We start from the raw sequence: 26,344 nt of genomic DNA, 5'->3' as shown, positions 1-26,344 counted from the left end.
GGGGAAGCAGCCCGGCGCTAGTTGGTCGCGCCGCCTTCAAGGGCGTTCAGCGCCCGCGCGGCCTCTTCGAAATGCTGCGGATGCGTCTCGACCGCGTCGCGCAGCAGCCCCTTGCCGATCGTCACGTCGTTCTGCTTGATCGCGGCGAGCGCCAGCGTGTAGAGCAGCTGCGCCCGCTCGGTCTGGGTCATCGGCACCACCGGCAGCTGGTAGTTGCGCTGGGCACCCCGCGCGAGAACGAGGTTGTTCTTGGCGGTGAAGAGCCCCGGCTCCTGCCGCAGCGCGTCGGTGAAGAGCCGCTCGGCGCCGTTGTAGTCGCCGCGGGTGAGCTTGGAATAACCCCAGTTGTTGAGCACGCCCGCGGGCGTCGTGGTCAGCCCCGCCGCGGTTTCGTAGAAGCTGTCGGCGCGGCTCCATTCCTCGTTGCTGTCAGCGACCATCGCCTCGAGCCGGTAGCGCTGGAAGGTTTCGAAGGTCGGCGGAATGCCGTCGAGCACGGCCTCGGCCTCGTCCCAGGCATTGGTGCGGATCAACGCGTCGGCCAGCTCGACGCTATCGGCCGGACCGGATTCCGGATGCGCGACCACCTTGCGCCATGCGGCCACGCCCTCGGCGCTGCGCTTGGCGCGGACCAGCGAGGTGGCCAGACCCCGCTGCGGCGCGATGGCGGCGGGTTCCGCCGTGACGAGGCGCTGAAAATAGGCAACGCTTTCGGATGGCTCGGCCACCGTCAGCATGATCTCGTTGAGGTCGGCGTCGCGGGCCTCGCGCAGATCCCCGACCGCGCGCGACACCTGGCCCTCGGAATCGCCGCATCCCGCGAGAATGAGCGCCGACAACAGGGCGCAACAGCTGAGGGGAAGGCGCATGGGCGCGTCCTTTGTGCTCGACATCCTCACAGCGCGGTCAGGATCGCGTATTGCCCCGATCCGCGCCGCACCAGCTGGAACTCTTCCGTTTCCTGCGGGCCAGCATAGAGCGCGCCGTCACGCTTGGCGAGGGCCCGGCGCAGGTTGTCGCGCACCATGTCATCGCCGCCATCCACCAGCGCGAAGGCGCGGCGAAAGCTCTCGGCGGCCTCCGCGGCGCGGTCGGTCTCCATCAGTACCACGCCCAGGTTGTTCCAGGCCGGCGCGAAGTCCGGATCCTCGGCCACGGCACGGCGCAGCAGCCGCTCCGCCTGGCCCAGACGGCCCAGCCGCAGATTGGCCGAGCCCATCGCCGAGAGCGTGTCGACGTCGAGACCCTGCTGGCCGGCGGCGCGGCCATAGGCGTTCAGGGCCAGTTCCGGCTCGTTCGCCGCCATCAGCCGGTGCCCGACGATCAACCCGTCCACGTCGGGCTCACCGGAGGGGCCGGGGGCATAGACGCCACCCGCGGATGCGGAGAGGCCGCCCGCATCCGAGCAGGCGGCCAGCAAGGCGAGGGCGGCAAGAATGGCGATCGATCGCATATGTGAGAGAGTCAGTTCCCGGCAGCCCCGCCGCCAAGGGTCATGTAGATGTCGAAGATCGACGGCCCGATCAGGATGATCAGCAGCGGCGGCACCGTCAACATCATCGTCGCCAAAGTCATCTTGGTGGGCAGGGTGTTGGCCTTTTCCTCGGCCCGCATCACGCGCTTGTCGCGCATCTCGGCGGAGAAGACCCGCAGCGCTTCGGCGATGGAGGTGCCGAATTGCTGGCTTTGCACCAGCACCGTGACGAAGCTCGAAATATCGACCACGCCGCAACGTTCCGACAGGTCGCGCAGCACCAGCGCCTTGTCCTTGCCTGCCTTCATCTCGTGCGCCACCTGGCTGTATTCGAAGGCGAGGTCCGGATATCCCGCACGCAGCTCGTGGCTGACGCGGATGATCGCCTGATCGAGCGACTGGCCCGCCTCGACGCAGACCAGCATCATGTCGAGACTGTCGGGGAAGCCGTCGGTGATCTGCTGCTTGCGCGCCTCGCGGCGCCGGGTGACCCAGTATTTGGGCCCCATGTAGCCGATCGCGGCCGGGATCAGCGTCGCGGTGATCAGGTCCTGCGTCGTGGCCTCGCCGCGGCTCAGCGCCCAGATCAATCCGGCCAGAAGCGCGCTGATGCCTAAGGCGAACTGGCTGAAATGGTAGATCCGCACCGCGTTGCGCGCGCGGTAGCCCGCCTGCATCAGCCGCAGCCGCACGGCCGAGAGCTCCTCGGCGTTCTGCGGCTCGAGAAACGTGGCGTAGCGATCGAGCTTGTCGGCCGCCGATGGCGCCCGCAGCCGGTCGACCGAACTGGCCTGGGTCTCGCCTCCCTCGCGCACGTTCTGGGCCCTGAGCTTGTCGAGCGGGTCCTCGCGGCGGCGCAGTAGGGCCGGCAACGTCAGGAGGATCATCGCGAGACCGAGCAGGCCCACCACGATGAGTGGTCCGGCCGGGCCGAGATGTTCGACGAGGATCGCCTGGATCTGCTGGAACACGGGCATGGTTCAGACCTTGATGTTGACGAGGGCACGCATGACGATGACGTTCACGGTCAGGAAGGCGCCGACCACGAAGCAGGCCGGGATGAACACCGCCGTCTCCCGCACCTCGTCGTAATAGTTGGGGTCCATCAGGTTGATCCCTACCAGTGCCGCCAACGGGAAGCCGGAAAGGAACATGCCCGACCATTTGGCCTCGGCGGTGATGGCCTTGACCCTGCGGAACAGCCGGAACCGGGCGCGCACCACCTTGGCGAGGCCGTCGAGGATCTCGGCAAGGTTGCCGCCTGCCTGTCGCTGGATCGTCACCGCCACGGCGAGAAAGCGCAGATCCTGCATGTCGAGCCGCTCGGCCATGGCTTTCAGGCTTTCGCTCATGTCGCGCCCATAGGCGGCCTCGTCGGCGATCACGCCCATCTCCGAACCCAGCGGATCGGGCACCTCGCGCGCGACGATGCCGATGGCCGATGAGAAGGGGTGGCCCACGCGCAGCGATCGCACCATGAGTTCGATCGCCTCCGGCAACTGCGACTCGATCAGCCCGAGGCGCTTCTTGGCCTTGTTGTTGACCCAGACATAGACGCCACCCACCCCCATCGCCGCGCCAACTACGATCCGAATGGGCAGGCTCGCCGCCGTGCCCACCGAGAGGCCGGCGAAGGCCAGAAGCCCCAGCCCCGCCATCAGCAGCACCAACTGGGTCGGGGTGAAGGCGATATTGGCCTTCTGCGCCTTGTGGGCGAGGATCGAGTAGAGCGGCACGCGGCGCGACTTCAGGTGCTGCGTCATCTCCTTGCGCAGCTGTTCGAGCACCTCTTCGCGCCGGCCGCCTTTTTCCAGCAGCGTCAGGCGGCGATTGACCCGGTTGTTGAGGCTGATCGAGCGTCCGAAGATGGTGAGGTAGAGCCCCTCGACCAGCACCAGGACGGCGACGAAGACGAGGCCGTAGATGATCGGTTCCGCGCTGAGGTTCATGTTCCTACTCCGCCGCCATCGGTTCGAAGATCGTCGCCGGCAGGTCGTAGCCCCAGAGGCGGAACCGCTCCGAGAAGTGGCTGCGCACGCCGGTGGCCGTGAAATGGCCGATGATCTTGTTGTCGGGGGTGAGGCCGACGCGGCGGTAGCGGAACACCTCCTGCATCGAGATCACGTCGCCTTCCATGCCGGTGATCTCGGTGATCGAGGTCATCCGGCGCGAGCCGTCCTGCAGGCGGCTTGCCTGCACGATCAGGTTCACCGCGCTGGCGATCTGGCTGCGAACCGCCTTGATCGGCATCTCGATCCCGGCCATCGCGATCATGTTCTCGAGGCGCGAGATACCGTCCCTGGCCGAGTTGGCGTGGATCGTGGTCATCGAGCCGTCATGGCCGGTATTCATCGCCTGCAGCATGTCGATCACTTCCTCGCCGCGCGTTTCGCCGACGATGATCCGGTCGGGCCGCATCCTGAGCGCGTTCTTGAGACAGTCGCGCTGGCTCACCGCGCCACGCCCCTCGACGTTGGCGGGACGGCTTTCCATCCGGCCGACATGGGTCTGCTGGAGCTGAAGCTCGGCGGTGTCCTCGATCGTCAGGATGCGCTCGTTGTTGTCGATGAAGGATGAGAGGGCGTTCAGGGTCGTGGTCTTGCCCGAACCGGTGCCACCCGAGACGATGATGTTGAGCCGCGTCGCCACCGCCGCCTCGAGATAGGCGGCCATCTCCTCGGTCATCGCGCCGAAGCGGATCAGGTCGTCGATGCCGAGCTTGTCCTTCTTGAACTTGCGGATCGAGACGAGGCTGCCATCCACCGCGATCGGCCCGACCATGGCGTTGAAGCGCGATCCATCGGCGAGGCGCGCGTCGACATAGGGGTTCGATTCATCGACCCGGCGGCCGACGGCAGAAACGATCTTGTCGATGATCCGCAGCAGGTGCCGTTCGTCCTTGAAGGTGATGTCGGTCAACTGCAGCTTGCCGCCCCGCTCCACGAAGATCTGGTGCGGGCCGTTGACGAGGATGTCGTTGACGCTGTCGTCCTTGAGCAGCGTCTCGAGCGGGCCGAGCCCGGTGACCTCGAAAAAGAGATCCTGGTTGAGACTCTGACGCTCTTCGCGGTTCAGAACGACGCCCATGGTGTCGAGCGTTTCGGTCGCGATCGAATTGATCTCGTTGCGCAGATCCTGCTCGCTTGCCTTGTCGAGCGCGGCGAGGTTGAGCGTGTCGAGCAGCGCCTTGTGCACCTCAAGCTTGATCTCGGCCAGCCGCTCCTTGCGGCGACGCTCCTTGTCGGCGGGCGCGGCCTCGGCAGCGCGGCGCACGGCATCGGTCGCAGGAACCGACCGGCGCATCGAGGCGCTGGCAGGGCCGGGCAGGGCCGGCGCCGGTGTCGAGGGGACCGCCGCCTGCGGCGCGGGCGCCGCGGGCTTGGCCGCCGGAGTGCGGGCAGCGGTTGCGCCGGCATTCCGGCTCGGATCGGGCTTCCTGTATTTCGAGAACATGGCGCTCTCCTGGCTGCGGCGCCGGCCCTCAGGCCTTGGCCTCGGCGACGTTGACCTTGTGAACGGAGCGGGCAAGCTTGGCGATCTCGCGCCGCAGCGGGTTCTTGGCCGCGCCCTCGGCCAGCGGCGTGCCGTGATCGGCGCTCTGGGTCACCGCGCGGCCACCATCGGGCAACTGCACCTCGATCGAGATGCCCAGCGAGTCGGCGAGCCTCTTGGCCCGGCTCTTGCCCGACAGATCGGTGAAGCCCGGCGCGCGATTGAGCACGAAGCGCAGCTTCTCGAAGGGCAGCTCCTCGGATTGCAGAGCCCGCTTGAGCCGCATCGTGTTCTGGGCCGAACGCATGTCGAGTTCGAGCGTGGCGAAATAGACATGCGCCGCCTGCAGCACCGTCTCGGACCAGTCGACCACGCTCGAGGGCATGTCGATCACGACATAGTCGAAATTGACCCGCGCCATCTCGATCAGCCGCGCCACGTCGGCCGGACCCATGAGATCGAGCGGCACCAGCTCGGCCGGAGAGGTCAGCACGTGCAGCCGCTCCTGATGCACGATCATGGCGGCGAGCAGGCTCTCGCTGTCGGCGCCCGCGGTATCGCTCAGGATCTCCAGCACCGCCTCGCGGCGCGGCAGGTCGAGATAGGTGGCGGTGGTGCCGAATTGCAGGTCGAGATCGATCAGGCAGACCCGCGGCGGTGCCTTCCGGTCGATATTGGCCAGTTCCCAGGCGAGGTTCACCGCGAGCGTCGTGGCACCGCTGCCGCCTGCGAGGCCCTGTACAGGGATCACCACGCCGGAGCGGTCATCGGTGGCGCGGGGCTCGGTCGGCTCGGCTTCGGGCAGAAGCGGCCCGGCGCCCGAGCGCAGCCGCTCGATCGCCTGGGCCAGTTCGCCCTCGGGCAGGGGATAGGGGACGAATTCGTCGCCGCCCTCGCGCAGCAGCTGGTGCAGCGCGGCCGGGCTCACGTCATCGGCGATCAGCACCACCTTGATGCCGCGCCGCTTCGCGTGGGCGATGATGTCTGCGATCAGCGGCAGCTGGCGCTCGTCCTCCTTGCTCAGGGCGACCGCCACGAATTCGAGTTCCGCGGCCTCGGGCTGCTCGAGGAAGGCGAGGGCGTCCGCGAAACCGAGATCGCCCCAGTTCTCGCCCATCGCAGCCTCCATGTCCTCGATCAGCAGGTCGAACTGCTGCACATCACGACTGATCGTGCAGGCCGCGATCGGCTGGGGTTCGGGTTGCAGGGGGGCCGTGCTGCTCATTCCTTCGTATCCTCTGTCAAGGCGGGAGGGCCCGCCGAAGCGGGTCGGGCGGCCCGGAAGACGGTGCAGAGACCATCCCCTCCACCGGTTCAGTCTTGCAGATCAATGATGGCTGCAATGGGGCTGAAAAACTGTAATTGTTGGGGCGCTGGCAACGATCGCGATGTACGGTTCGAATTTGTCACACCGGACTCAAGGGGCCGCGGCTTCGACACCGTCGCCACCAGATCCGCCTTCGCCGAGCGTGCTTTGGGGCACCGCGCTCTCCACGTAGCCCTCGAAGATCACCGCGGCGTATTTGCCGTTGAGAAGGTTGGGGTGACCGCGCACGAAGCCCGACACCTCGGTGACGGTCCGGCGGTTGGCCCGCTCGGGATCGGTCGTGGCGATCAGCGGACGGGTTTCGCCGAAGGAGGCCACCGCCTCGAGGCGGCTCGCATCGAGGCCCTGCGACACGAGATAGGCCACCGCCGCGCGGGCCCGGCGCAGGCCCAGCGCCTGATTGTAGCTGGCCGGGCCGACGAGGTCGGTATGGCCATAGACCCGGAATCGCAGCTCCGGATAGCGCCGGATCCACGCCGCTTGGCGCTGCAGCACGGCGCGCGCCTTGGCATCGAGCTGGGCGGAATCGAAGGCGAAGGTGATCGTGGTGTCGACCTCGGCGGCGAACTGACGCGCCAAGTTCACGCGCAGGCCTTCAGAGGCGCTGCTATGGGCGATGACATTGTCGCGCGTCGCCGTGCCGAAGGCTGGCCCGGCGCGGCCCGCCTCATCGTCGAAGCCCGGCGGCGCTGCACAGGCGGCGAGCGAAAGGGCGCAGCCCAAGGCGGTCAGGACGCGGCGCATCGCGGATCTCCCTTCAGTCGAGCACATAGCCGTATGAGCCCGAGAAATCCTGTCGCGCGATTTCGCCGGCGGTGCCGCTCTGGGGCGCGCGGTCGGCCGAGACGCGCCCGAACAGGAACAGCTCGCGCTCGGAAGGCGGGCGAACACGGTCGGTCGGCATGGCCAGCGTCTCGCCGCGGGTCGGGGTCACCAGATGCGGCGTGATGATGATCACCAGCTCGGATTGCTGGCGGGTGTATTCGGCGGAGCGGAACAGCGCGCCCAGCACGGGAATGTCTCCGAGCCAAGGCACCTGACCGTTGAGGTCCTGAAAATCGTCCGAGAGGAGGCCGGCGATGGCAAAGCTTTCGCCGTCGCGCATTTCCACGGTCGTCGCGGTCTCGCGTCGGCGGAACGCGTCGATGGTAAAGCCGTCCGCGGTGAAGCCGTTGCTCGGGTCGATCGAACTGACCGACGCCTTGAGTTCGAGATTGATCAGGTCGCCTTCCACCACGCGAGGCACGAAGGTCAGCTCGACCCCGAACGGCTTGTATTCGATCGTGGCGGTGCCGTTCTCCTGGCTCACCGGGACCGGATATTCACCGCCTGCGAGAAAGCTCGCCTCCTGGCCCGACAGGGCGGTGAGGTTGGGTTCGGCCAGTGTGCGCACGACGCCGCGGCTTTCCAGCGCCTCGAGCAGCAGTCCAACCTCGACGCCACCGGCGTTGAAGCCGAACAGGGTGGAGGCATTGGCCGAGCTGGAGCTGGGAAGGGAGCCGCCGAGCGCGGAGCCCAGAGCCGCGGAGTTTCCAAGCGTGTTGGTCCCCACCGCGAGGCCGAGATTGTCTCCGAAGGCAGTCCCGCGTGCCCCCAGGGAGGCCGAGAGCGACTTGCTCACCGAACGCTGCATTTCCGAGAAACGGACCTTGAGCATCACCTGCTGCGTGCCGCCGACGCTCATCAGGTTCGACACCCGGTCGGGGGCATAGCGTTGCGCCAGCTCCAGCGCCCGGTCGAGCTTGCCGATCGAGCTGACCACGCCGGACATGACGATGCCGTCATTGGCGGTGCGGACCTCGATCGGCTCGCCGGGCAGGATCTGCTCCAGCCGTTCCTTGAACTCGGCGATGTCGGGGGTGACATGCACCTCGACATTGGTGATCAGCCGCCCGTTCTCGCCCAGCACGGTGAGCGTGGTGCGGCCGGGCGCCTTGCCCAGCACATAGATGGTGCGATCGGTCAGCGAAGAGATGTCGGCGATGCCGGGATTGGCGATCGACAATTCGGTGAAGGGTACGTCGCTTTCGACCACCACGGCGCGATTCATCGGGACCTGCAAGGCGCGCGACGGCGCGCCGGCCCGAACCTGGAGCGCCTCGGCCTGCGCCTCGCCCATCGGAGTCAGCCCTGCAAGGCTCAGCGCGAGGCCGGCGAGGCCGGCTCTCATGGTGTGTCGGATGCTCATTCGGCCGCCTCGCTGCAGGTCGTGCGTCGGGGTCTTGAGGTCGCCCCGTCCGCGCCGAGCCTGCCCGAGGGGGCGGGGCATTGCAACGCGCGCCGCCTTGTTGCGCGGGGTTGTGGACGTCCGGCCACAGGCCGAACGCCACGGGGCAGGCTCAGTTGGTGCAGGGGATCGCGATCTCGACCACCTCGGCGCCGCGCCGGGTGCGCACGGTGCAGACTTCGGGCGCGGGCGCCGGTGCTGCGATGATCTGCGGCTCTTTCTCTTCCTCGACGATGCCGAGCAGGCTGCGCTGGTCGACCTCGACGGCACCCGCGACGCTGTCATCGCGCAGCCCGACCAGCGACAGCGCCAGGGTGCCGGTGGATTGCGCCTGTGCCAGCTTGGCGACCTGCTGCGGCGAGGCCTGTACGGTCACGGTGCGCGCCACCATGGCCTCGGCGCGGGTCTGGTCGGCGGTCTGGTCGACACCGATCAGTTCGAGACCGGTTTCGATCAGCTTGGTGACCTCGCGCGAGTTGCCACCCACCGAGACCGAGCCGGTCCAGTAGACGTCGACCCGGTCGCCCGGCCGCAGGAAGCCGGAGACGCCGCTGGTCGCGTTGACGCTGATCGCGAAGGCGCGCATGCCGGTGCCGAGCCGCGTGCTGATCCCGGCATCGCCGCCCGGCGCGGTGATCTTGGCGGCGAGGATCGGCTCGTTCGGCTCCATCGGACGAAGCACGAGGCGCGGCACATCCTCGCCCTCCGGGAACAGCGCCTCGAGGTCGGGGAAGGTGCCCTCCGGCAAGAATGCCTCGGTGTACTGGATCGGCTTGAGATCTTCGCGGGTGATCACGGTGCCGTAGGGCAGGGGGTTCTTCACGCCCACCACTTCGACGGTCGGCAAGCGGTTGGCGGCGGCCGCGCGCTCGGCCGCCAGCACGGCCTCTTGCTGATCGAAATAGCCTTTCACCATGTAGACCGCGTAGCCCGCTAGGCCGAGGCCGAGGGCGAAGACCAGACCGAACACCATTCTCATTTCGTTTCTCCTAGCACCTGATCGACACGCGGCTTATGGGCTAACACTGGCAGCCTTCGGCAGTACCGCCTGAACGGAACTGCGCAGGTTGTCGGCCGAGCTGGTACCTATCTTTGTGAAGGCCACGCCGACCAACAGGGCAAGTGCAATGCTGCTTCCTGCGATGGCGACCCATTCGGTCACTGACCCGGTATCACAGTCCCATAGTGCTCGAATGCGCCGCCTCATATGTCCGATCCTCGTCGGGCCCGAAGCCCATTGGCTTAAGTATCAGCTAACCGTGACTGCGGATTGTGGCGAGGCGATGAATGCCCGGCGTCAAGAACAGGACACCTGTTCGTCGGGTCGCGGAAAATCCGCTTTGCCCGATTTCTGATATCGCCGAGCGTTTGAAATAGGACCGGGGGCCACAGCATGCTGTGGCCCCCGGTAGCTTGCGATGAAAGGCGGATTAGTAAGTTGCGGTCGATGCAGAAACCGTTCCGTCTGCGAGAGAGTTATTGATGTCAGTGGCCATATTCTTAGCACCTGCGCCGACCTGCGTCATGATCGCGACGCCGAGGCCGACGATGGCAGCGGTGAGAACGACCCAATCGACGGTGACGGCGCCGGCTTCGTCCTGGGAGAATTTCTTGAAGAAGTTGAGCATGTGAGGTCCCTCCTGGGGGGTGATGATTTCGTTCCCTACCCGTGCGGACTGTCTCGTGTCTGTCAGGCTCTGACCCGATCACCGCAGTGGATGGACCCATATAGCTGTCGGATTGGGGCGGGAGTTTGTCGGTCTTGGCGCGTTTTCACAGCACATGAAGCTTGCGCCTATCCGGTTGTAAGGCCCGTCCCTATACCAAAGGCCGTGTCGAATTTTCATCAACGGCGAAATCCCCGCGTCCGGGGGGCATCGTTGCCGGATGCGCAACGCTAGGCTGAAGCCGGAATCACGGTACCACGAGGCGGGCGGATGCGGATCGGCAGGAGATTACCCGGAATCGCCTTGGCGGTGGCGCTGGGATTCGCGCTGGCGAGCGAGGTCGCAGCCGAGCGAATCGGAACCGACTTCACCTTCCGGCGCATCGCCGTGCCGCAGCCTGGTGCCCGGCGCATCACCGTGCAGATCTCTCCCGTCGCCCCTGTCGCGCGCGCCGCCCCTTTGGCCCCCGCTGCTGCGGGATCTGCCTCCGGCGCCGGCAGGAAAAGCGGCGACACGACGGCCGCCTGGTTCTGGAGCGCGGTGTCGCCACGGCTGGCCGATGGTGGGCCGGGACGGCTGGAGCTGGCGCTGGCGGCGCTGCGCGACGCGCCACCCGGCGCGGCAGCGGGGCCACGATTGCAGCATCTGCAGGAGATCGCCGGGCGGTACGGAGCCGACATCATGCGGGCGACGATCGGCACCCGCGTGTCGCCGGCGCTGGTGTTGGCGGTGATCTCCGTCGAGAGCGCCGGCCGGGCCGATGCGGTCAGTTCCGCGGGCGCGCAGGGGCTGATGCAGCTGATGCCGGCCACGGCAGCCCGATTCGGAGTGAAGGACCGTGCGATCGCGCCGGAGAACATCCGCGGCGGGATCGCCTATCTCGACTGGTTGATGGAGCATTTCGGCCGCGACCCGATCCTCGCTCTCGCGGGGTACAATGCGGGCGAAGGATCGGTGCACGACAATGCCGGCGTGCCGCCCTATGCCGAGACCCGTGCCTATGTGCCCAAGGTGCTCGCGGCGTGGACGGTGGCGCGCGGGCTGTGCCTGACGCCACCGGTGCTGATGAGCGACGGGTGCGTCTTCTCGGTCAACAGCCTCTGATCAGGCGAATTGCGCTGCCGCCTCGGGATGCCTGCGCGCCCAGAGCGCGACATAGGAGCAGGCGGGGACGATGCGGAAGCCCTCGGCCTTCGCGTCCTCGACCATCGCCGCGACGAGAGCGGCGGCGTGGCCCCGCCCCTCATGCTCGCGCGGCACGCCGGTATGCGTGGCGATGCGGGTATCGCCCCGCGCCACCCAGGTCAGCTCGGCCTCGGCGCCGCCGCCGAGGTCGAGCGCGTAGCGGCCCCTGTCGGGGCCGCCTTCGCGGCGGATCTCTCGATCAGACAATGGTCGCCTCGGTGGCGTCGCGGATATCCTGCTCGGTCACGCCGGGCGCCGTTTCCACGATCTTCAGCCCGCCCTCGACCACGTCGAGCACACCGAGATTGGTGATCACCCGATCGACCACGCCCTTGCCGGTGAGCGGCAGCGTGCATTCCTTCAGCAACTTGCTGTCGCCATGCTTGGAGGTGTGGTCCATCACCACCACGACGCGGCCGACGCCGGCGACCAGATCCATCGCGCCGCCCATGCCTTTCACCAGCTTGCCGGGAATCATCCAGTTCGCCAGATCGCCGTTCTCGGCCACTTCCATCGCGCCGAGGATCGCCATCGCGATCTTGCCGCCGCGGATCATCCCGAAGCTGGTGGCGCTGTCGAAATAGGCGGTATGCGGCAGCTCGGTGATGGTCTGCTTGCCCGCGTTGATGAGATCCGGGTCGATCTCGTCCTCGGTCGGGAAGGGGCCCATGCCAAGCATCCCGTTCTCGGATTGCAGCGTCACGTGCACCCCTTCGGGGATGTAGTTCGGCACCAGGGTCGGAATGCCGATCCCGAGGTTCACATAGGTGCCGTCCTCGAGTTCCTGCGCGGCGCGCGCCGCCATCTGCTTGCGATCCCAGCCCATGATCAAGCCTCCCTGATGGTGCGCTGTTCGATGCGCTTTTCATGCTCGCCCTGGATCAGGCGGTGCACGTAGATGCCGGGCAGGTGGATATGGTCGGGGTCGAGCGATCCGGCGGGCACGATTTCCTCGACTTCGGCCACGCAGACGCGCCCGGCCATCGCGGCGGGCGGGTTGAAGTTGCGGGCGGTCTTGCGGAAGACGAGGTTGCCGGTCTCGTCGGCCTTCCACGCCTTGACGATCGACAAATCGGCGACGATGCCGCGCTCGAGGATGTAGGTCTCGCCGTCGAAGACCTTCTCCTCCTTGCCCTCGGCCACCTTCGTGCCGACGCCGGTCTTGGTGTAGAAGCCGGGGATGCCGGAGCCGCCGGCGCGCATCCGCTCGGCGAGCGTGCCCTGCGGCGTGAACTCCAGTTCCAGCTCGCCCGAGAGATACTGGCGCATGAACTCGGCGTTCTCGCCCACATAGGAGGAGATCATCTTCTTCACCTGCCGGGTCTGCAACAGGAGCCCCAGGCCGAAATCGTCGACGCCCGCATTGTTCGAGGCGAAGGTCAGATCCTTCGTGCCCGCGTCGCGGATGGCGGCGATCAGAAGCTCTGGAATGCCGCAGAGGCCAAAGCCCCCGGCGGCGATCAGCATCCCGTCGGACAGGAGCCCGTCGAGCGCGGCGGCCGCGTCCGGATAGATCTTGTTCATGCGTCTCCCCCTGTTGTCACGGGGGCGAGACTTGCGCCGGCGGCGCGCGAAGTCAATGCGGATGCCGCGCCGCAGCGGGCGGCGCGGCTTTCACCCGGCTGAGGGACCTATTCGGCCGCCTCGTCGGGGGCCTCGGCCTTCTTCGCGGGCGCTTTCTTGGCGGGAGCCTTCTTGGCCGCCGTCGATTTGGCCGTGGTCTTCTTGGCCGCGGTGGTCTTGCCGGCCGCGGTCTTCTTGGCAGCGGGTTTCTTCGCCGCCGCCTTCTTGGCCGGTGCCTTCTTCTTGCCGCCCTTGGCGGCCTTCTCATCGACCAGGGCGATCGCCTGCTCCAGCGTCACCGCCTCGGGTTCCAGATCCTTGGGCAGGGTCGCGTTGACTTTTTCCCACTTCACATAGGGGCCGTAACGCCCGGGCATCACCGAGATCGCGCCGCCCGAGGGGTGCTCGCCCAGCTCCTTGAGCGCCTTGGCGGCGGCGCCCCGGCCACCGCGCCCGGCGGCCTTCTGCGCCAGCAGTTCCACCGCGCGGTTCATGCCGATCTCGAAGACCTCGTCGACCTCCTTGAGGTTGGCATAGAGCTTGCCATGCTTGACGAAGGGGCCGAAGCGTCCCAGCCCGGCCTCGATCGGTTCGCCATCCTCGGGGTGATGGCCGACGAGGCGCGGCAGCGACAGGAGCGTCAGTGCCTTGTCGAGATCCATCGCGTCGGCCTGCCAGCCCTTGGGCAACGAGGCGCGCGGCGGCTTGGGCTGATCCTCGGTCGGCTCGCCACGCTGGACATAGGGACCGAAGCGCCCGGTCTTGAGCCAGATCTCGTCGCCGCCATCCTCGCCCAGCACCCGGTCGGCGCCGGTGTCGGCGCCATCGCCACCGATGGGACGGGTATAGCGGCACTCGGGATAATTGCCGCAGCCGACGAAGCCGCCGGTGCGCGAGGTCTTCAGATGCAGCTTGCCGGTGCCGCATTGCGGGCAGATGCGCGGGTCGGAGCCGTCCTCGCGCGGCGGGTAGAGCTGCGGCGCCAGCGCCTCGTCGAGCACGTCGAGCACCTCGGTGATCCGAAGCTCCGAGGTTTCGGCGATCGCCGCCGAGAAATCGCGCCAGAACCGCGCCAGCAGCTCCTTGTAGTCGGCCTTGCCGGCCGAGACGTCGTCGAGCTGCTCCTCGAGCTCGGCCGTGAAGTCGTACTCCACGTAGCGCTTGAAGAAGTTCAGAAGGAAGATCGTGACGATCCGGCCCTTGTCCTGCGGGATCAGCCGGTTCTTGTCCTTGGTGACGTAATCGCGGTCCTGGATCGTGCCGATGACACTGGCATAGGTCGAGGGGCGGCCGATGCCGAGCTCTTCCATCCGCTTCACCAGCGTCGCCTCGGTGTAGCGCGGCGGCGGCTGGGTGTGGTGCTGCAGCGCCAGTACGGCGTCGGGGCCTCCGAGCACGGCCGCGTCCTTGTTCTCCTCGGTCGCCTTGGCGAAGGCAGCCTTGAGCGTGCCGGAGGCGAACTTGGCAGCCTCGCCCTGATGGATCTGCGGCAGGCGGCGGTCGTCGTCGCTCTCGACGTCGTCGCGGCCCTCTTCATAGACCTTGAGGAAGCCGTCGAAGAGCACGACCTGGCCGGTGGCGCGCAGCATTACCTGCTCGTCGCGGCTCGCGATGTCGACGGTTGTGCGTTCCAGCCGCGCCGCTTCCATCTGGCAGGCCAGCGTCCGCTTCCAGATCAGGTCGTAGAGCTTGCGCTGGTCGGCTTCGAGACGCGCGAGCTTCGAGGCGTCGCGCGACATGTCGGTCGGGCGGATGCACTCGTGCGCCTCCTGCGCGTTCTTGGCCTTGTTCTTGTACATGCGCGGGCTCTTGGGCACGTAGGCCTCGCCGTAGCGCGACTTGATCTCGTCGCGGGCGGCCATCACCGCCTCGGGCGCCATGTCGATGCCGTCGGTCCGCATGTAGGTGATGTAGCCTGCCTCGTAGAGGCGCTGGGCGGCCGACATGGTGGCGCGCGCGCCCATGCCGAACTTGCGGCTGGCTTCCTGCTGCAGCGTCGAGGTCATGAAGGGCGCGGAGGGGTTGCGTGACGCCGGCTTCGCCTCGACCGAAGACACGGTGAGATCGCGCGAGGCCACCGCCTGCACCGCCATCTCGGCCTGGGTCCGGTCGGCGATGTCAAAGCGGTCGAGCTTCTTGCCGGCCAGAACGGTGAGGCGCGCTTCGTATTCCTGGCCACGCGGCGTGACCAGCTGCGCCTTCACGCTCCAGTATTCGCGCGGCTTGAACGCCTCGATCTCCATCTCGCGCTCGACGATGAGCCGCAGGCAGACCGACTGCACGCGTCCGGCCGATTTCGCGCCGGGCAGTTTGCGCCAGAGCACCGGCGAGAGGTTGAAGCCCACGAGGTAGTCGAGCGCGCGGCGCGCCAGATAAGCGTGCACCAGCGGCGCATCGACCTCGCGCGGGTTCTTCATCGCCTCGGTCACGGCGGCCTTGGTGATCGCGTTGAACACGACGCGGCTGACCGGCGTGTCCTTCTTGAGCACCTTGCGCGCGGTGAGCGCCTCCTGAAGGTGCCAAGAGATCGCTTCCCCCTCGCGATCGGGGTCGGTGGCGAGGATCAGGTTCGGGTCGGATTTGAGCGCGTCGGCGATCGCCTTCACGTGCTTGCGCGAATCCGCACCGACCTCCCAGCGCATGTCAAAATCATTGTCGGTATCGACCGAACCATCCTTGGGCGGCAGGTCGCGGACATGCCCGTAGGAGGCGAGGACGGTATAGTCCGACCCGAGATAAGTGTTGATCGTCTTGGCCTTGGCCGGAGATTCGACGACGACGACGGGCATGGGGAATCCTCGGGACAGGGGAGGGGCGCTTTGGGCGGGCAACATGTGGCGGGGGCCGCCGCAATGTCAATGCGCCCTCTGTCCGGTGGCGTTCGGGCTTACCCCGCGCCATTCGCGGGGCCGTGCCGCGCCAGCAGACCGCCCGGCTGTCGGGCGACATGGCCCGACAGTTCAAGATCGACGAGCGCCTGGCTGACCTGAGCGGCGGGCAGGCCGAGATCGCGCAGCAGTTGATCTTCGGCAAGCGGCGCGGCGCCGAGCCGGTCGAGAATGCGCGCCGACACCGCCTCGCTCGGGCCCTTGCGCGGTTCCGGCGGCGCATCGGGGGACTTTGGCAGCGTCGATGCCGATGGCGCGATGCGACCGATGATGTCGAGCACGTCCCGGGCGCCCCGGACCAATGTCGCCCCATCGCGGATCAGCAGGTTGCAGCCGCCGGCGCGGGCATCGAAGGGGTGTCCCGGCACCGCCATCACCTCACGCCCCGCATCGAGCCCGGCACGCGCGGTGATCAAACTGCCCGAGCGCGCCGCCGCCTCGACCACCAGCACCGCCCGCGACAGCCCGGCGACGATGCGGTTGCGCGCCGGGAAATGTCGCCCCTGCGGCACGAGCCCGGGCGGCTGTTCGGACAGGATCAGCCCGTCGCGGGCGATGCGCGCCGTCAGATCCGCGTTCTCCGGCGGGTAGACGACATCGACGCCCCCCGCGGCGACGGCGATGGTGCCGCCGGTCAACGCGGCCTCGTGTGCGTACGCATCGATGCCGCGTGCCAGACCCGACACCACGATCCAGCCTGCCTCCGATAACTCGGCCGCCAGCCGGCGCGCCATGCGCAGCCCCAGCGACGAGGCGTTTCGGGCACCCACCAGGGCCAGCATCGGGCGGCGCAGCAGGGCCGCGCGGCCGCGCAGCCACAGGAGCGGCGGGGCGTCGGGCAGGGCGGCGAGATCGGCAGGGTAGAGCGGATCGCCATGCGCCAGCAGATGCGCGCCTGCGGATCGGGCCGCCGCCATTTCGGCATGAGCGGCCTCGACCGGGCAGGGGGCATAGTCTTCGATGCCGGCAGCGCGGGCGACGTCGGGCAGCGCCTCCAGCGCGGCCCGAGCTGAACCATGCTCGGCCATCAGGCGCCAGTAGGTGGCGATGCCCACGCGGCGAGAGCGCAACAGGCGGAGGCGGGACAGCGTGTCTTCTTCCGAGGTGGGTGGGAGTGGGGGGTGAGCGGAAGAAGTCGGTTCCTGGGACATCCGCGCCTCGCCTGTTGCCCGCTCAGGTTTAAGGCGACTCGGTTAATGAGGCGTAAACCGCAGCGGGCATGGCGGTGGGATCTGCGGGGCTCAGCTTCCCGACCCGCCCACCGTCAGCCCGCCGATCGCCAGCGAGGGCTGCCCCACCCCCACCGGCACCCATTGCCCGGCCTTGCCGCAATTGCCGATCCCGGGGTCGAGCGCGAGATCGTTGCCGATGGCGCGGATCTTCTGCAGCGCCGTGGCGCCGTCGCCTATCAGCGTCGCGCCCTTGACCGGCGCGCCGATCTTGCCGTTCTTCACCCGGTAGGCCTCGGTACAGGAAAAGACGAACTTGCCGCTCGTGATGTCGACCTGTCCGCCGCCGAACCCCACGGCCCAGATGCCGTCCTTCAGATCCGCCACCATCCCGGCCGGGTCGTCCTTGCCCGCCAGCATGTAGGTGTTGGTCATGCGCGGCATCGGCGTGTGGGCAAAGCTCTCGCGACGGCCATTGCCGGTGGGGGCCACGCCCATCAGCCGGGCGTTCTGCCGGTCTTGCATGTAACCCACCAGCTTGCCGTCCTCGATCAGCGTGGTGCGGTTCGAAGGCGTGCCTTCGTCGTCGAAGGTGAGAGAGCCGCGCCGGTCGGGGATGGTGCCGTCATCGAGCACGGTGACGCCCTTGGCGGCGACCTGGCTGCCCATCAGCCCGGCAAAGGCCGAGGAGCCCTTGCGATTGAAGTCGCCCTCGAGCCCGTGCCCCACCGCCTCGTGCAGCAGGATCCCGGGCCAGCCCGGCCCCAGCACCACGTCCATGACGCCTGCGGGTGCCGCCTCGGCGTCGAGATTGACCAGGGCGATGCGCAGCGCCTCGCGCACCACCGGCTCCCAGTGATCGCGGGCCATCAACCCGTCGAGGCCGAAACGGCCGCCGCCGCCCATATGGCCGCTCTCGCGGCGTCCGTCCTTCTCGACGATGACACCGATCGAGATCCGCGCCATCGGGCGGATGTCGGTATAAAGAGCGTCCTCGGGCCGCAGGATCGCCACCTCCTGATGCGAGGCGGCGAGGCTCGCGGTGACCTGCACCACCTTCGGGTCGAGCGCACGGGCAAAGGCGTCGATCTCGCGCAGGAGGTCGACCTTCACCCCGAAGGCGGCGCCGGCGATCGGGTCGGCATCGGTATAGAGGTGCCTGTTGGTACGGGCAGGGGCCTCCGCGAGGCTGCCGCCTCCATCGCCCACCGCGAGCCGCGCGGTCGCCACCGCACGCTTCAGCGCCGCCTCGTCGATACTGGTCGAATGCGCATAGCCCGAGGTTTCGCCGCGCACAGCGCGCAGGCCGAAGCCCTCGGCCGCATCGAAATTGGCGTGCTTCAGACGGCCATCGTCGAAGCCCAGCACCTCGGAGCGGCGACGCTCGAGGAACAGCTCGCCGTCATCGGCGCCGGCCACCGCCTCGCGCAGCAGCCGCAATGCCGCGGCGCGGTCGAGATGGGTGGCGAAAGGATCGAAGGCGGGCTCGGCCTGTCGTGCGGTCATCTGGCGTCCTCGTCGGGGCTCTGGGCGGGGAATGAAGGCGACGGGCAGGTAGGGCGAGCGTCCGTTTGCCGCAACCCGACAGCTTGTTCTGCGCGACAGTTTATGGGAATAGACCCGCGGACGACAGGGGATTCCGCCGCGGCGGGGGCCTCGGGGCGCCGACTTACGCCACACACGCAAGGTAGAGACATGCACCTCACAAAGCCCCTCGCCGTGCTCGGGACCGCCGCCGCCACACTGACGGCGAGCATGGTCTCGGCACAGGAGACGATCGCCGAACTGCCGATCATCGGCCGTCCGGTCGATGGGGCCGTGGGCTGGCAGCCCGCCGCGACCAAGCTGGCGCGCGACATCCACTGGCTCGACGGGATGCTGCTCGTCATCATCACCGCGATCACGCTCTTCGTCACCGGCCTGCTGGCCTTCGTGATCCTGCGCTACAACCGCAAGTCCAATCCGAATCCGGCGACCTTCACCCACAACTCGCCGCTCGAGATCGCCTGGACCGTGGTGCCGATCGTCATCCTGATCTTCATCGGCGCCTTCTCCCTGCCGGTGCTGTTCGACCAGCAGGAGATCCCCGAGGGCGACGTGCACATCAAGGTGACCGGCTTCCAGTGGTACTGGGGCTACGAGTATCCCGACGAGGAGGTCGCCTTCGAGAGCTTCATGATCGGCGCGGGCATGGGCAACCTCAACGAAGAGATCCTGGCCGAGCTGAACGAGGCCGGCTACGGCGCCGACGAGTTCAAGCTGGCGACCGATACCGCCGTGGTGGTCCCCGTGGGCGCGACCGTGGTGATGGACGTGACCGCCGCCGACGTGATCCATTCCTGGACCATTCCCGCCTTCGGCGTGAAGCAGGACGCGGTGCCGGGCCGGATCGCCCAGCTGTGGTTCGAGGCCGAGCAGGAAGGCGTCTATTTCGGCCAGTGCTCTGAGCTTTGCGGCAAGGATCACGCCTATATGCCGATCACCGTCAAGGTGGTGAGCCCGGAGGCCTACGAGCAGTGGCTCGCGGGCGCCAAGGAAGAGTTCCCGGCCTGAGCCGGTTAGTGAACCGAGGGGCAGGGCGCGCAGGCGCCCGCCCCACGGGGCGGCGCCGCCGCCATTCGACATGACGACCGGCCGGGACCGCCCGGCCGCGCAGCCGGGGTCGAGGCACCCCGCGACCGCGCCAGCAGCCACGGCGGATGATGACCGCCGGACGGGAGCCCGCATGACCGATGCCAGCATGACCGATCTGAGCTATCCCGGGGCCCCCGAGGCCGGGCTCAAGGACTACTTTGCGCTGCTCAAGCCGCGGGTGATGTCGCTCGTGGTCTTCACCGCGCTGGTGGGCCTGCTGGTGGCCCCCGTCGCGGTGAATCCGTTCCTGGGCTTCGTGGCGATCCTGTGCATCGCGGTGGGCGGCGGCGCCTCCGGCGCGCTCAACATGTGGTGGGATGCCGACATCGACGCGATCATGCGCCGCACCAAGAGCCGCCCGATCCCCGCTGGCAAGACCACGCCGGGCGACGCGCTGGCGCTGGGCCTCGCGCTGTCGGGCTTCTCGGTGCTGGTGCTGTTCCTCGCCGCCGGCCCTCTCGCCGCGGGGCTGCTGGCCTTCACCATCTTCTTCTACGCCGTGATCTACACGATGTGGCTCAAGCGCTCGACGCCGCAGAACATCGTCATCGGCGGCGCCGCGGGGGCCTTTCCTCCGATGATCGGCTGGGCGGCCGCCACCGGCGACATCGCCATCGAAAGCGTGCTGATGTTCGCGCTGACCTTCATGTGGACGCCGCCGCATTTCTGGGCGCTGGCGCTGTTCGTGAAGTCGGATTACGGCGATGCGGGCGTGCCGATGCTGACCGAGACGCATGGCCGCCGCTCGACCCGCCGCCATATCCTCGCATACACCGTGCTTCTGGTGCCGGTGGCGCTGGGCCTAGGATTCACGTCGATCGGCGGGCCGATCTACCTCGCCATCGCTTTGGTGCTGAACCTGCAGTTCCTGGGCGGTGCGTGGCAGCTGTTCCGTCGCAGCGAGGAGCAGGCCGAGGCCGATGGCTACGCCGCCGAGAAGAAGGTCTTCAAGATCTCGCTCGGCTATCTCTTCCTGCATTTCGGCGCGCTTCTGATCGAGGCGGCGCTACGTCCCTGGGGTGGTTCCTGGCAGATCCTGTCGGGGCTGGTCGGGGCATAAGGAGACATGTCCATGCGTGTCGAACATGAACTGCATCACCGCCGGCGGGGCCGCAACTGGGGCGTCGGGCTGCTGCTCGTGGGCTTCGTCGCCCTGATCTTCGGCCTGACCGTGGTCAAGACGTTGTCGCTCGGCTCGATCGTCGAGCTGGAGCGCTTCGATCACGTGGCGCGCCCGCAGCTCGTGCCGCAGGAGGGGGCCGCGCAATGACCGATCGCGACCGCAAGCTGCGCCGTACCGCGCTGCAGATGGTCGGCGTGGTCGTCGTGATGGGCGCCCTGGCCTGGGCGGCCGTGCCATTCTACTCGTGGTTCTGCCGCGTCACCGGCTTCGGCGGCGCCACCTCGGTGGCCGAGGCGGGATCGGACACGGTGCTCGACCAGACCATCACCGTGCGCTTCGACGCCTCGCTCGACCGCGGCATGCCGTGGGAGTTCAAGCCGGTCGAACGCGAGATGGAGATCAGGATCGGCGAGACGGGCCTCGCCTTCTACGAGGCGCACAACCCGACCGAGCGGGCCGTCGCCGGTCAGGCGAGCTACAATGTCGCGCCCTATTCGGCCGGCGGCTATTTCGAGAAGATCGAATGCTTCTGCTTCACCGAGCAGGTGCTGCAGCCCGGCGAGACGGTGCTGATGCCGGTCAGCTTCTTCGTGGACCCCGAGATCGTCGAGGATCGCGAGGCCAAGTATGTCCACGAGATCACGCTGAGCTACACCTTCTACGAGATCGACCTGCCCGAGGACACGGAGACGGCGGCACTGGCGCCGGGCAACGAGTCTTTGACACGCACCGCCGCTCAGGCGATAGACACGAACTGAACGAAAGGCCCGAGGGACCGAACGAATGGCGCATGAAAAGAACCACGATTATCACATCCTGGCCCCGTCCATCTGGCCGTTCCTGTCGGCCGCCGGCGCCTTCGCCATGCTGTTCGGCGCGGTCGTCTGGATGCACGGCTCCGGCCCCTGGCTGTTCCTGATCGGCCTCGCGGCGGTGCTCTACACCATGTATGGCTGGTGGGCCGACGTGATCGGCGAAAGCCGCCAGGGCGACCACACCCCGGTGGTCCGGATCGGTCTGCGCTACGGCTTCATCATGTTCATCATGTCCGAGGTCATGTTCTTCGCGGCATGGTTCTGGGCCTTCTTCAAGAACGCGCTCTACCCTATGGGCCCCGAGAGCCCGATGGTCGACGGCACCTGGCCGCCCGAGGGCATCACCACCTTCGATCCCTGGCACCTGCCGCTGATCAACACGCTGATCCTGCTGTGCTCCGGCGCGGCGGCGACTTGGGCGCACCACGCGCTGGTGCACGAGAACAACCGCAAGGACATGCGCAACGGTCTGCTGATCGCCATCGGTCTCGGCGTGATCTTCACCGCGTTCCAGGCCCTGGAATACTGGGAAGCGCCGTTCAGCTTCGGCGGCAACGTCTATGGCGGCGTGTTCTTCATGGCGACCGGCTTTCACGGCGCGCATGTGATCATCGGCACGATCTTCCTTGCGGTCTGCCTGTACCGCCTGCAGCGCGGCGATTTCACCCCGGAGAAGCATGTCGGCTTCGAGGCGGCGGCCTGGTACTGGCACTTCGTCGATGTGGTGTGGCTGTTCCTGTTCTTCTCGATCTACGTCTGGGGCAGCTGATACGGCAGGGCCTCGCGCCCGCCACGACAGCCCACCCAACACGGACGCGCGGGCCCTCTCGCGCGTCCTTCTCGTTTCCGGAGACAAGATGCGACGCATTGTTCTACCGCTGCTGATGGGCGTCCTGGGCTGCGCGATCCTGATCGGCCTCGGGGTCTGGCAGGTCCAGCGCCTGAGTTGGAAGACCGCGATCCTCGCCGATCTCGACGCGCGCATCCTCGCCGCCCCCGTGCCGCTCTCGGGCGTCGGCACCGCCGATCCGCAGGCGCAGCGCTTCTTGCCGGTGGTGGCGGAGGGACGGCTCACCGGCGAGGAGATCCACGTGCTCAGCGCCGCCGACGGGCCGGGTTACCGGGTGATCGGCGTGCTCGAGACCGGCGGGCGCCGTGTCATGGCCGATCTGGGCTTCGTGCCGCTCGGGGCCAAGGATCTGAGCCGCGCCACGCCGAAAGCGATGATCACCGGAAACCTGCATTGGCCGCAGGAGGTCGACGATTGGACCCCGGCCCCCGACACGGCCGCCAATATCTGGTATGCCCGCGACGTCGGGCCGATGGCCGCGGCGCTCGGCACCGCGCCGCTTCTGGTGGTGGCGCGTCGCATCACGCCGGCGATCGGAACCGCGCCCATGCCGCTTGACAGCGGCGCCGTGCCGAACGACCACCTCGGTTACGCCATCACCTGGTTCTCGCTGGCCGCCGTCTGGGCCGTGATGACCGGATTCTTCCTGTGGCGCGGCCGCCGCGCCGCGTCCTGACTTCGAAGGACAGACCCATGCGCTATGTCTCGACCCGCGGCCAGGCCCCGAGCCTTTCCTTCGAGGAGGCGATGCTAACCGGCCTCGCCCGCGATGGCGGTCTCTATGTCCCCGAAACCGTGCCGATGTTCGATCGCGCGCAGATCGCGGCCATGGCGGGTCAGCCCTACGAGGAGGTGGCCTTTCGGGTGATGCGCCCCTTCATCGGCGACGCCTTCTCCGATGACGAGTTCCGCCGCCTGATCGCTAGGGCCTATGCGAGCTTTGCGCATCCGGCGCGGGCGCCACTCAGCCAGCTCGGGCCGAACCATCACCTGCTGGAGCTGTTCCACGGGCCGACCCTGGCCTTCAAGGACTTTGCCATGCAGCTGATTGGTCAGCTGTTTCAGGCATCGCTTGAGCGCTCCGGCGAGCGTATCACCATCGTTGGTGCCACCTCGGGCGATACCGGCTCGGCGGCGATCGAGGCGTTTCGCGGGCTCGCCAATGTCGACGTGGTGATCCTCTACCCGCATGAGCGGATCTCCGAGGTGCAGCGCCGGCAGATGACCACTCCGCGCGAAAAGAACGTCCACACCCTCGCGGTGACCGGCGATTTCGACGATTGTCAGGCCGCGCTCAAGGACATGTTCAACGATTTCGTCTTCCGCGACGAGGTGCGGCTTGCGGGCGTGAACTCGATCAACTGGGGCCGGGTGCTGGCGCAGGTGGTCTACTATTTCACGGCCGCCACCAGCCTTGGCGCGCCGCATCGCGAAATCGACTTCACGGTACCCACCGGCAATTTCGGCGACATCTATGCGGGTGACATCGCCCGGCGGATGGGCCTGACGATCGGTCGGCTGGTCATCGCCACCAATCGCAACGACATCCTGCACCGCACCATCGAGAACGGCGAGCATCGCAAGTCGGGCGTGACGCCGACCATCAGTCCCTCGATGGACATCCAGGTCTCCTCGAACTTCGAGCGGGCCTTGTGGGATGCCTATGGCCGCGACGGTACCGCCGTGGCGCAGCTGATGGACGAGCTGAAGGCGAATGGCGGTTTCGCCGTGAGCCAGGGCGCGATCGGCCGGCTGCGCGACAGCTTCGCCTCGGGCCGCGCCACCGAGGAGGATACACGCGAGACGATCCGTCGCATCCACGAGCAGACCGGTGAACTGCTCTGCCCGCATTCGGCGGTGGGTGTGCACGTGGCCGAGGCACATCTCGGCGCGAACCCGATGGTCACCCTCGCCACCGCGCATCCGGCCAAGTTCCCCGACGCGGTCGAGGCCGCCACCACGATCCGGCCGCCCCTTCCAACCCGGATGGCGGGGCTGTATGACCGTGCGGAGCGGGTGACGCAGGTCGAGAACGATCTCGCGGCCCTGCAATCCGTCATTCGGGAGAAGATCGCGCGGTGAGTGTCCAGCTTCACACCCTGTCCAATGGTTTCCGCATCGCCACGGAGCGGATGCCGGGGCTGCAATCGGCCTCGATCGGCATCTGGGTGCTGGCTGGCGGACGCCACGAGACGGCGGATCAGAACGGCATCGCGCATTTCCTCGAGCACATGGCCTTCAAGGGCACCAAGACACGCTCGGCGCTCGCCATCGCCGAGGCGATCGAGGATGTGGGCGGCTACATCAACGCCTATACCTCGCGGGAGATGACCGCCTATTATGCTCGCGTGCTGGGGCAGGATGTGGGGCTCGCGCTCGACGTGATCTCGGATATCCTGCTGAACCCGGTGTTCTCGGAAGAGGAGATCGAGGTCGAGCGCGGCGTGATCCTCCAGGAGATCGGCCAGGCGCTGGACACGCCCGACGACATCATCTTCGACTGGCTTCAGGAAGAGGCCTATCCGGACCAGCCGTTGGGTCGAACCATTCTCGGCCCGGCCGAGCGTGTTGCGCAGTTCAGCCGCGCCGATCTGCAGGATTTCACCCGGTCGCATTACGGGCCGGGCCAGCTGATCCTTTCGGCCGCGGGGGACGTGGATCACGACGAGATCGTGCGCGCGGCCGAGCGTCTGTTCGGCGGGCTGGCGCCGCGCGTCACCGCGCCGATCCAGCCGCCCGCGCGCTTCATGGGCGGCGAGAGGCGGGTCATCAAGCCGCTCGAGCAGGTGCATTTCGCGATGGCGCTGGAAGGTCCGCATTACCGCGACCCGGCGATCTACACCGCGCAGATCTATGCCACCGCGCTTGGCGGCGGCATGTCCTCGCGGCTGTTCCAGAAGATCCGCGAGGACCGGGGGCTGTGCTACACCATCTTCGCGCAGGCCGGGGCCTACGAGGATACCGGCATGACCACGATCTATGCCGGCACCTCGGCTGAGGAGATCGGCGATCTGGCACGGATCACGATGGACGAGATGAAGCGCGCGGCGGGCGACATGAGCGAGGCCGAGGTGGCCCGCGCCCGGGCGCAGATGAAGGCCGGGATGCTGATGGGGCTGGAGAGCCCCTCGAACCGGGCCGAGCGTCTGGCGCGGATGCTCGCGATCTGGGGGCGCGTGCCGGCGGTCGAGGAGGCGGTCGAGAAGATCGATGCCGTCACCGTCGAGGCGGTGCGCGAATTCGCCGCCCATGCCGCGGGCGGGGCGGGCAGCGCGCTGGCGCTCTATGGACCGGCCGAGACCGCGCCGCGTCTGGAGGAGCTGAAGGAAAGGCTCGCCGCCTGATGCTCGGCCAGCGCCGGCGGGTCCAGATCGAGACCGAGCGGCTCGTTTTGCGCCCGCCCGTGCATGGCGACTTCCGGGCCTGGGCGGCGCTGCGTCGCGATTCGGCGGCCTTCCTGACCCGCTGGGAGCCGACCTGGGCCGCCGATCACTTGACGCGTCGCGCCTTCACGAACCGGGTCTACTGGGCACAGCGCTCGATCAGCCAGAACACGGCGCTGCCGCTGTTCCTGATCCGCCGCGCCGACCAGATGCTTCTCGGCGCGATCACCCTCGACAACATCCGGCGCGGCCCGGCGCAGGCGGGTACCACGGGCTACTGGATCGGCGAGCCCTTCGCGCGCATGGGGTACATGCGCGAGGCGGTGCAGGCGGTGGTGCACCATGCCTTCACCGTCATGGATCTGAGCCGGATCGAAGCGGGCTGCCTGCCTGAGAACACGCCATCACGGCGGCTCTTGGAAAGCTGCGGCTACAAGTATGAAGGCGTGGCGCAAAGCTATCTGCAGATCGACGGGCGCTGGCGCAATCACGTGCTCTACGCCAATCTGAGGGCCGATCGGCGCGGTCGTACCGCAACGGGCTGAGG

At 67.6% G+C, this 26,344-nt stretch carries 26 protein-coding genes; 10 read left to right on the top strand and 16 right to left on the bottom strand.

What is annotated here, in order from left to right; all coding sequences use genetic code 11:
* Positions 1-17 precede the first annotated feature (17 nt).
* The 10 genes from O4G76_RS09245 to O4G76_RS09200 all read right to left on the bottom strand — a co-directional run bounded on the left by O4G76_RS09245 (position 18) and on the right by O4G76_RS09200 (position 10,148).
* On the bottom strand, positions 18-869 hold the full coding sequence (locus O4G76_RS09245) for a lipopolysaccharide assembly protein LapB (RefSeq protein ID WP_269397057.1): 852 nt from the start codon (positions 867-869) through the stop codon (positions 18-20).
* Between the two features lie 26 nt (positions 870-895).
* A complete protein-coding gene (locus tag O4G76_RS09240; RefSeq protein ID WP_085894645.1) occupies positions 896-1,453 on the bottom strand; it encodes a tetratricopeptide repeat protein in 558 nt (185 codons plus the stop codon).
* A gap of 11 nt (positions 1,454-1,464) precedes the next feature.
* Positions 1,465-2,451: a type II secretion system F family protein gene (locus O4G76_RS09235; RefSeq protein WP_269397056.1), complete on the bottom strand. Its 987-nt coding sequence runs from the start codon at positions 2,449-2,451 to the stop codon at positions 1,465-1,467.
* A 3-nt stretch (positions 2,452-2,454) separates the two neighbouring features.
* Complete coding sequence (locus tag O4G76_RS09230) at positions 2,455-3,423, bottom strand: type II secretion system F family protein (protein WP_269397055.1); 969 nt, start codon at positions 3,421-3,423, stop codon at positions 2,455-2,457.
* Positions 3,424-3,427: 4 nt separating this feature from the next.
* Positions 3,428-4,927 (bottom strand): CpaF family protein, encoded by a 1,500-nt coding sequence (locus O4G76_RS09225; protein WP_269397054.1) that lies wholly within the window; start codon positions 4,925-4,927, stop codon positions 3,428-3,430.
* Positions 4,928-4,955: 28 nt separating this feature from the next.
* A complete protein-coding gene (locus O4G76_RS09220) occupies positions 4,956-6,191 on the bottom strand; it encodes an AAA family ATPase (protein WP_269397053.1) in 1,236 nt (411 codons plus the stop codon).
* A gap of 192 nt (positions 6,192-6,383) precedes the next feature.
* Positions 6,384-7,037 (bottom strand): OmpA family protein, encoded by a 654-nt coding sequence (locus O4G76_RS09215; protein ID WP_269397052.1) that lies wholly within the window; start codon positions 7,035-7,037, stop codon positions 6,384-6,386.
* Between the two features lie 13 nt (positions 7,038-7,050).
* A complete protein-coding gene (locus tag O4G76_RS09210; protein ID WP_373568026.1) occupies positions 7,051-8,463 on the bottom strand; it encodes a type II and III secretion system protein family protein in 1,413 nt (470 codons plus the stop codon).
* A gap of 169 nt (positions 8,464-8,632) precedes the next feature.
* Positions 8,633-9,499, bottom strand: a complete 867-nt coding sequence (gene cpaB / locus O4G76_RS09205) for a Flp pilus assembly protein CpaB (protein ID WP_269397050.1) — start codon at positions 9,497-9,499, stop codon at positions 8,633-8,635.
* A gap of 451 nt (positions 9,500-9,950) precedes the next feature.
* The gene (locus tag O4G76_RS09200) at positions 9,951-10,148 is read right to left on the bottom strand and encodes a hypothetical protein (protein WP_269397049.1); all 198 of its coding nucleotides are present in this window, start codon (positions 10,146-10,148) and stop codon (positions 9,951-9,953) included.
* 309 nt (positions 10,149-10,457) lie between these two features.
* On the opposite strand from O4G76_RS09200, the gene O4G76_RS09195 reads away from it, so the two are divergent.
* Positions 10,458-11,291 carry a lytic transglycosylase domain-containing protein gene (locus tag O4G76_RS09195; protein WP_269397048.1) on the top strand — a complete coding sequence of 278 codons (834 nt, stop codon included), beginning with the start codon at positions 10,458-10,460 and terminating at the stop codon, positions 11,289-11,291.
* Here O4G76_RS09195 and O4G76_RS09190 read toward each other — a convergent pair whose 3' ends face one another.
* From O4G76_RS09190 to tldD, 6 genes are all read right to left on the bottom strand, one after another.
* Positions 11,292-11,579: a GNAT family N-acetyltransferase gene (locus O4G76_RS09190; RefSeq protein WP_269397047.1), complete on the bottom strand. Its 288-nt coding sequence runs from the start codon at positions 11,577-11,579 to the stop codon at positions 11,292-11,294.
* Positions 11,572-12,198: a 3-oxoacid CoA-transferase subunit B gene (locus O4G76_RS09185; RefSeq protein ID WP_085894656.1), complete on the bottom strand. Its 627-nt coding sequence runs from the start codon at positions 12,196-12,198 to the stop codon at positions 11,572-11,574. The genes O4G76_RS09190 and O4G76_RS09185 overlap by 8 nt, the downstream gene beginning before the upstream one ends.
* A gap of 2 nt (positions 12,199-12,200) precedes the next feature.
* Positions 12,201-12,896, bottom strand: a complete 696-nt coding sequence (locus O4G76_RS09180; RefSeq protein ID WP_085894657.1) for a CoA transferase subunit A — start codon at positions 12,894-12,896, stop codon at positions 12,201-12,203.
* Between the two features lie 107 nt (positions 12,897-13,003).
* Positions 13,004-15,724 carry a type I DNA topoisomerase gene (gene topA, locus O4G76_RS09175; RefSeq protein WP_269397046.1) on the bottom strand — a complete coding sequence of 907 codons (2,721 nt, stop codon included), beginning with the start codon at positions 15,722-15,724 and terminating at the stop codon, positions 13,004-13,006.
* 98 nt (positions 15,725-15,822) lie between these two features.
* Positions 15,823-16,974 (bottom strand): DNA-processing protein DprA, encoded by a 1,152-nt coding sequence (gene dprA / locus O4G76_RS09170; RefSeq protein ID WP_269397045.1) that lies wholly within the window; start codon positions 16,972-16,974, stop codon positions 15,823-15,825.
* Between the two features lie 90 nt (positions 16,975-17,064).
* Positions 17,065-18,498 (bottom strand): metalloprotease TldD, encoded by a 1,434-nt coding sequence (gene tldD / locus O4G76_RS09165; RefSeq protein WP_269397044.1) that lies wholly within the window; start codon positions 18,496-18,498, stop codon positions 17,065-17,067.
* Between the two features lie 189 nt (positions 18,499-18,687).
* Between tldD and coxB the strand changes: the two genes are divergently transcribed.
* The 9 genes from coxB (at position 18,688) to O4G76_RS09120 (ending at position 26,342) form a co-directional block, all read left to right on the top strand.
* The gene (gene coxB, locus O4G76_RS09160) at positions 18,688-19,545 is read left to right on the top strand and encodes a cytochrome c oxidase subunit II (protein ID WP_269397043.1); all 858 of its coding nucleotides are present in this window, start codon (positions 18,688-18,690) and stop codon (positions 19,543-19,545) included.
* A 172-nt stretch (positions 19,546-19,717) separates the two neighbouring features.
* Positions 19,718-20,686: a heme o synthase gene (cyoE, locus tag O4G76_RS09155; protein WP_269397042.1), complete on the top strand. Its 969-nt coding sequence runs from the start codon at positions 19,718-19,720 to the stop codon at positions 20,684-20,686.
* A gap of 6 nt (positions 20,687-20,692) precedes the next feature.
* Positions 20,693-20,896, top strand: coding sequence for a hypothetical protein (locus tag O4G76_RS09150; RefSeq protein ID WP_085894663.1), 204 nt, complete (start codon positions 20,693-20,695; stop codon positions 20,894-20,896).
* Positions 20,893-21,507, top strand: a complete 615-nt coding sequence (locus O4G76_RS09145; protein ID WP_269397041.1) for a cytochrome c oxidase assembly protein — start codon at positions 20,893-20,895, stop codon at positions 21,505-21,507. The genes O4G76_RS09150 and O4G76_RS09145 overlap by 4 nt, the downstream gene beginning before the upstream one ends.
* Before the next feature lie 25 nt (positions 21,508-21,532).
* The gene (locus tag O4G76_RS09140; protein ID WP_269397040.1) at positions 21,533-22,333 is read left to right on the top strand and encodes a cytochrome c oxidase subunit 3; all 801 of its coding nucleotides are present in this window, start codon (positions 21,533-21,535) and stop codon (positions 22,331-22,333) included.
* Between the two features lie 88 nt (positions 22,334-22,421).
* Positions 22,422-23,090: an SURF1 family protein gene (locus tag O4G76_RS09135; RefSeq protein ID WP_269397039.1), complete on the top strand. Its 669-nt coding sequence runs from the start codon at positions 22,422-22,424 to the stop codon at positions 23,088-23,090.
* Positions 23,091-23,107: 17 nt separating this feature from the next.
* A complete protein-coding gene (gene thrC / locus O4G76_RS09130) occupies positions 23,108-24,496 on the top strand; it encodes a threonine synthase (RefSeq protein WP_269397038.1) in 1,389 nt (462 codons plus the stop codon).
* Positions 24,493-25,758 (top strand): pitrilysin family protein, encoded by a 1,266-nt coding sequence (locus O4G76_RS09125; RefSeq protein WP_269397037.1) that lies wholly within the window; start codon positions 24,493-24,495, stop codon positions 25,756-25,758. The genes thrC and O4G76_RS09125 overlap by 4 nt, the downstream gene beginning before the upstream one ends.
* Positions 25,758-26,342 carry a GNAT family N-acetyltransferase gene (locus O4G76_RS09120; protein ID WP_269397036.1) on the top strand — a complete coding sequence of 195 codons (585 nt, stop codon included), beginning with the start codon at positions 25,758-25,760 and terminating at the stop codon, positions 26,340-26,342. The genes O4G76_RS09125 and O4G76_RS09120 overlap by 1 nt, the downstream gene beginning before the upstream one ends.
* Positions 26,343-26,344: the final 2 nt, after the last annotated feature.

This window comes from Limimaricola sp. G21655-S1 (assembly GCF_027213785.1).
Classification (GTDB): Bacteria; Pseudomonadota; Alphaproteobacteria; order Rhodobacterales; family Rhodobacteraceae; genus Limimaricola.
The sequence above is the reverse complement of the archived record's forward strand: the minus strand, read 5'-3'. Positions and strand labels throughout refer to the sequence as shown.

Excerpts from the sequence above, each read along its gene's own strand:
- O4G76_RS09245 (WP_269397057.1), bottom strand. The coding sequence starts at position 869 with ATGCGCCTTCCCCTCAGCTGTTGCGCCCTGTTGTCGGCGCTCATTCTC.
- O4G76_RS09240 (WP_085894645.1), bottom strand. The coding sequence starts at position 1,453 with ATGCGATCGATCGCCATTCTTGCCGCCCTCGCCTTGCTGGCCGCCTGC.
- O4G76_RS09235 (WP_269397056.1), bottom strand. The coding sequence starts at position 2,451 with ATGCCCGTGTTCCAGCAGATCCAGGCGATCCTCGTCGAACATCTCGGC.
- O4G76_RS09230 (WP_269397055.1), bottom strand. The coding sequence starts at position 3,423 with ATGAACCTCAGCGCGGAACCGATCATCTACGGCCTCGTCTTCGTCGCC.
- O4G76_RS09225 (WP_269397054.1), bottom strand. The coding sequence starts at position 4,927 with ATGTTCTCGAAATACAGGAAGCCCGATCCGAGCCGGAATGCCGGCGCA.
- O4G76_RS09220 (WP_269397053.1), bottom strand. The coding sequence starts at position 6,191 with ATGAGCAGCACGGCCCCCCTGCAACCCGAACCCCAGCCGATCGCGGCC.
- O4G76_RS09215 (WP_269397052.1), bottom strand. The coding sequence starts at position 7,037 with ATGCGCCGCGTCCTGACCGCCTTGGGCTGCGCCCTTTCGCTCGCCGCC.
- O4G76_RS09210 (WP_373568026.1), bottom strand. The coding sequence starts at position 8,463 with ATGAGAGCCGGCCTCGCCGGCCTCGCGCTGAGCCTTGCAGGGCTGACT.
- cpaB (WP_269397050.1), bottom strand. The coding sequence starts at position 9,499 with ATGAGAATGGTGTTCGGTCTGGTCTTCGCCCTCGGCCTCGGCCTAGCG.
- O4G76_RS09200 (WP_269397049.1), bottom strand. The coding sequence starts at position 10,148 with ATGCTCAACTTCTTCAAGAAATTCTCCCAGGACGAAGCCGGCGCCGTC.
- O4G76_RS09195 (WP_269397048.1), top strand. The coding sequence starts at position 10,458 with ATGCGGATCGGCAGGAGATTACCCGGAATCGCCTTGGCGGTGGCGCTG.
- O4G76_RS09185 (WP_085894656.1), bottom strand. The coding sequence starts at position 12,198 with ATGGGCTGGGATCGCAAGCAGATGGCGGCGCGCGCCGCGCAGGAACTC.
- O4G76_RS09180 (WP_085894657.1), bottom strand. The coding sequence starts at position 12,896 with ATGAACAAGATCTATCCGGACGCGGCCGCCGCGCTCGACGGGCTCCTG.
- topA (WP_269397046.1), bottom strand. The coding sequence starts at position 15,724 with ATGCCCGTCGTCGTCGTCGAATCTCCGGCCAAGGCCAAGACGATCAAC.
- dprA (WP_269397045.1), bottom strand. The coding sequence starts at position 16,974 with ATGTCCCAGGAACCGACTTCTTCCGCTCACCCCCCACTCCCACCCACC.
- tldD (WP_269397044.1), bottom strand. The coding sequence starts at position 18,498 with ATGACCGCACGACAGGCCGAGCCCGCCTTCGATCCTTTCGCCACCCAT.
- coxB (WP_269397043.1), top strand. The coding sequence starts at position 18,688 with ATGCACCTCACAAAGCCCCTCGCCGTGCTCGGGACCGCCGCCGCCACA.
- cyoE (WP_269397042.1), top strand. The coding sequence starts at position 19,718 with ATGACCGATGCCAGCATGACCGATCTGAGCTATCCCGGGGCCCCCGAG.
- O4G76_RS09150 (WP_085894663.1), top strand. The coding sequence starts at position 20,693 with ATGTCCATGCGTGTCGAACATGAACTGCATCACCGCCGGCGGGGCCGC.
- O4G76_RS09145 (WP_269397041.1), top strand. The coding sequence starts at position 20,893 with ATGACCGATCGCGACCGCAAGCTGCGCCGTACCGCGCTGCAGATGGTC.
- O4G76_RS09140 (WP_269397040.1), top strand. The coding sequence starts at position 21,533 with ATGGCGCATGAAAAGAACCACGATTATCACATCCTGGCCCCGTCCATC.
- O4G76_RS09135 (WP_269397039.1), top strand. The coding sequence starts at position 22,422 with ATGCGACGCATTGTTCTACCGCTGCTGATGGGCGTCCTGGGCTGCGCG.
- thrC (WP_269397038.1), top strand. The coding sequence starts at position 23,108 with ATGCGCTATGTCTCGACCCGCGGCCAGGCCCCGAGCCTTTCCTTCGAG.
- O4G76_RS09120 (WP_269397036.1), top strand. The coding sequence starts at position 25,758 with ATGCTCGGCCAGCGCCGGCGGGTCCAGATCGAGACCGAGCGGCTCGTT.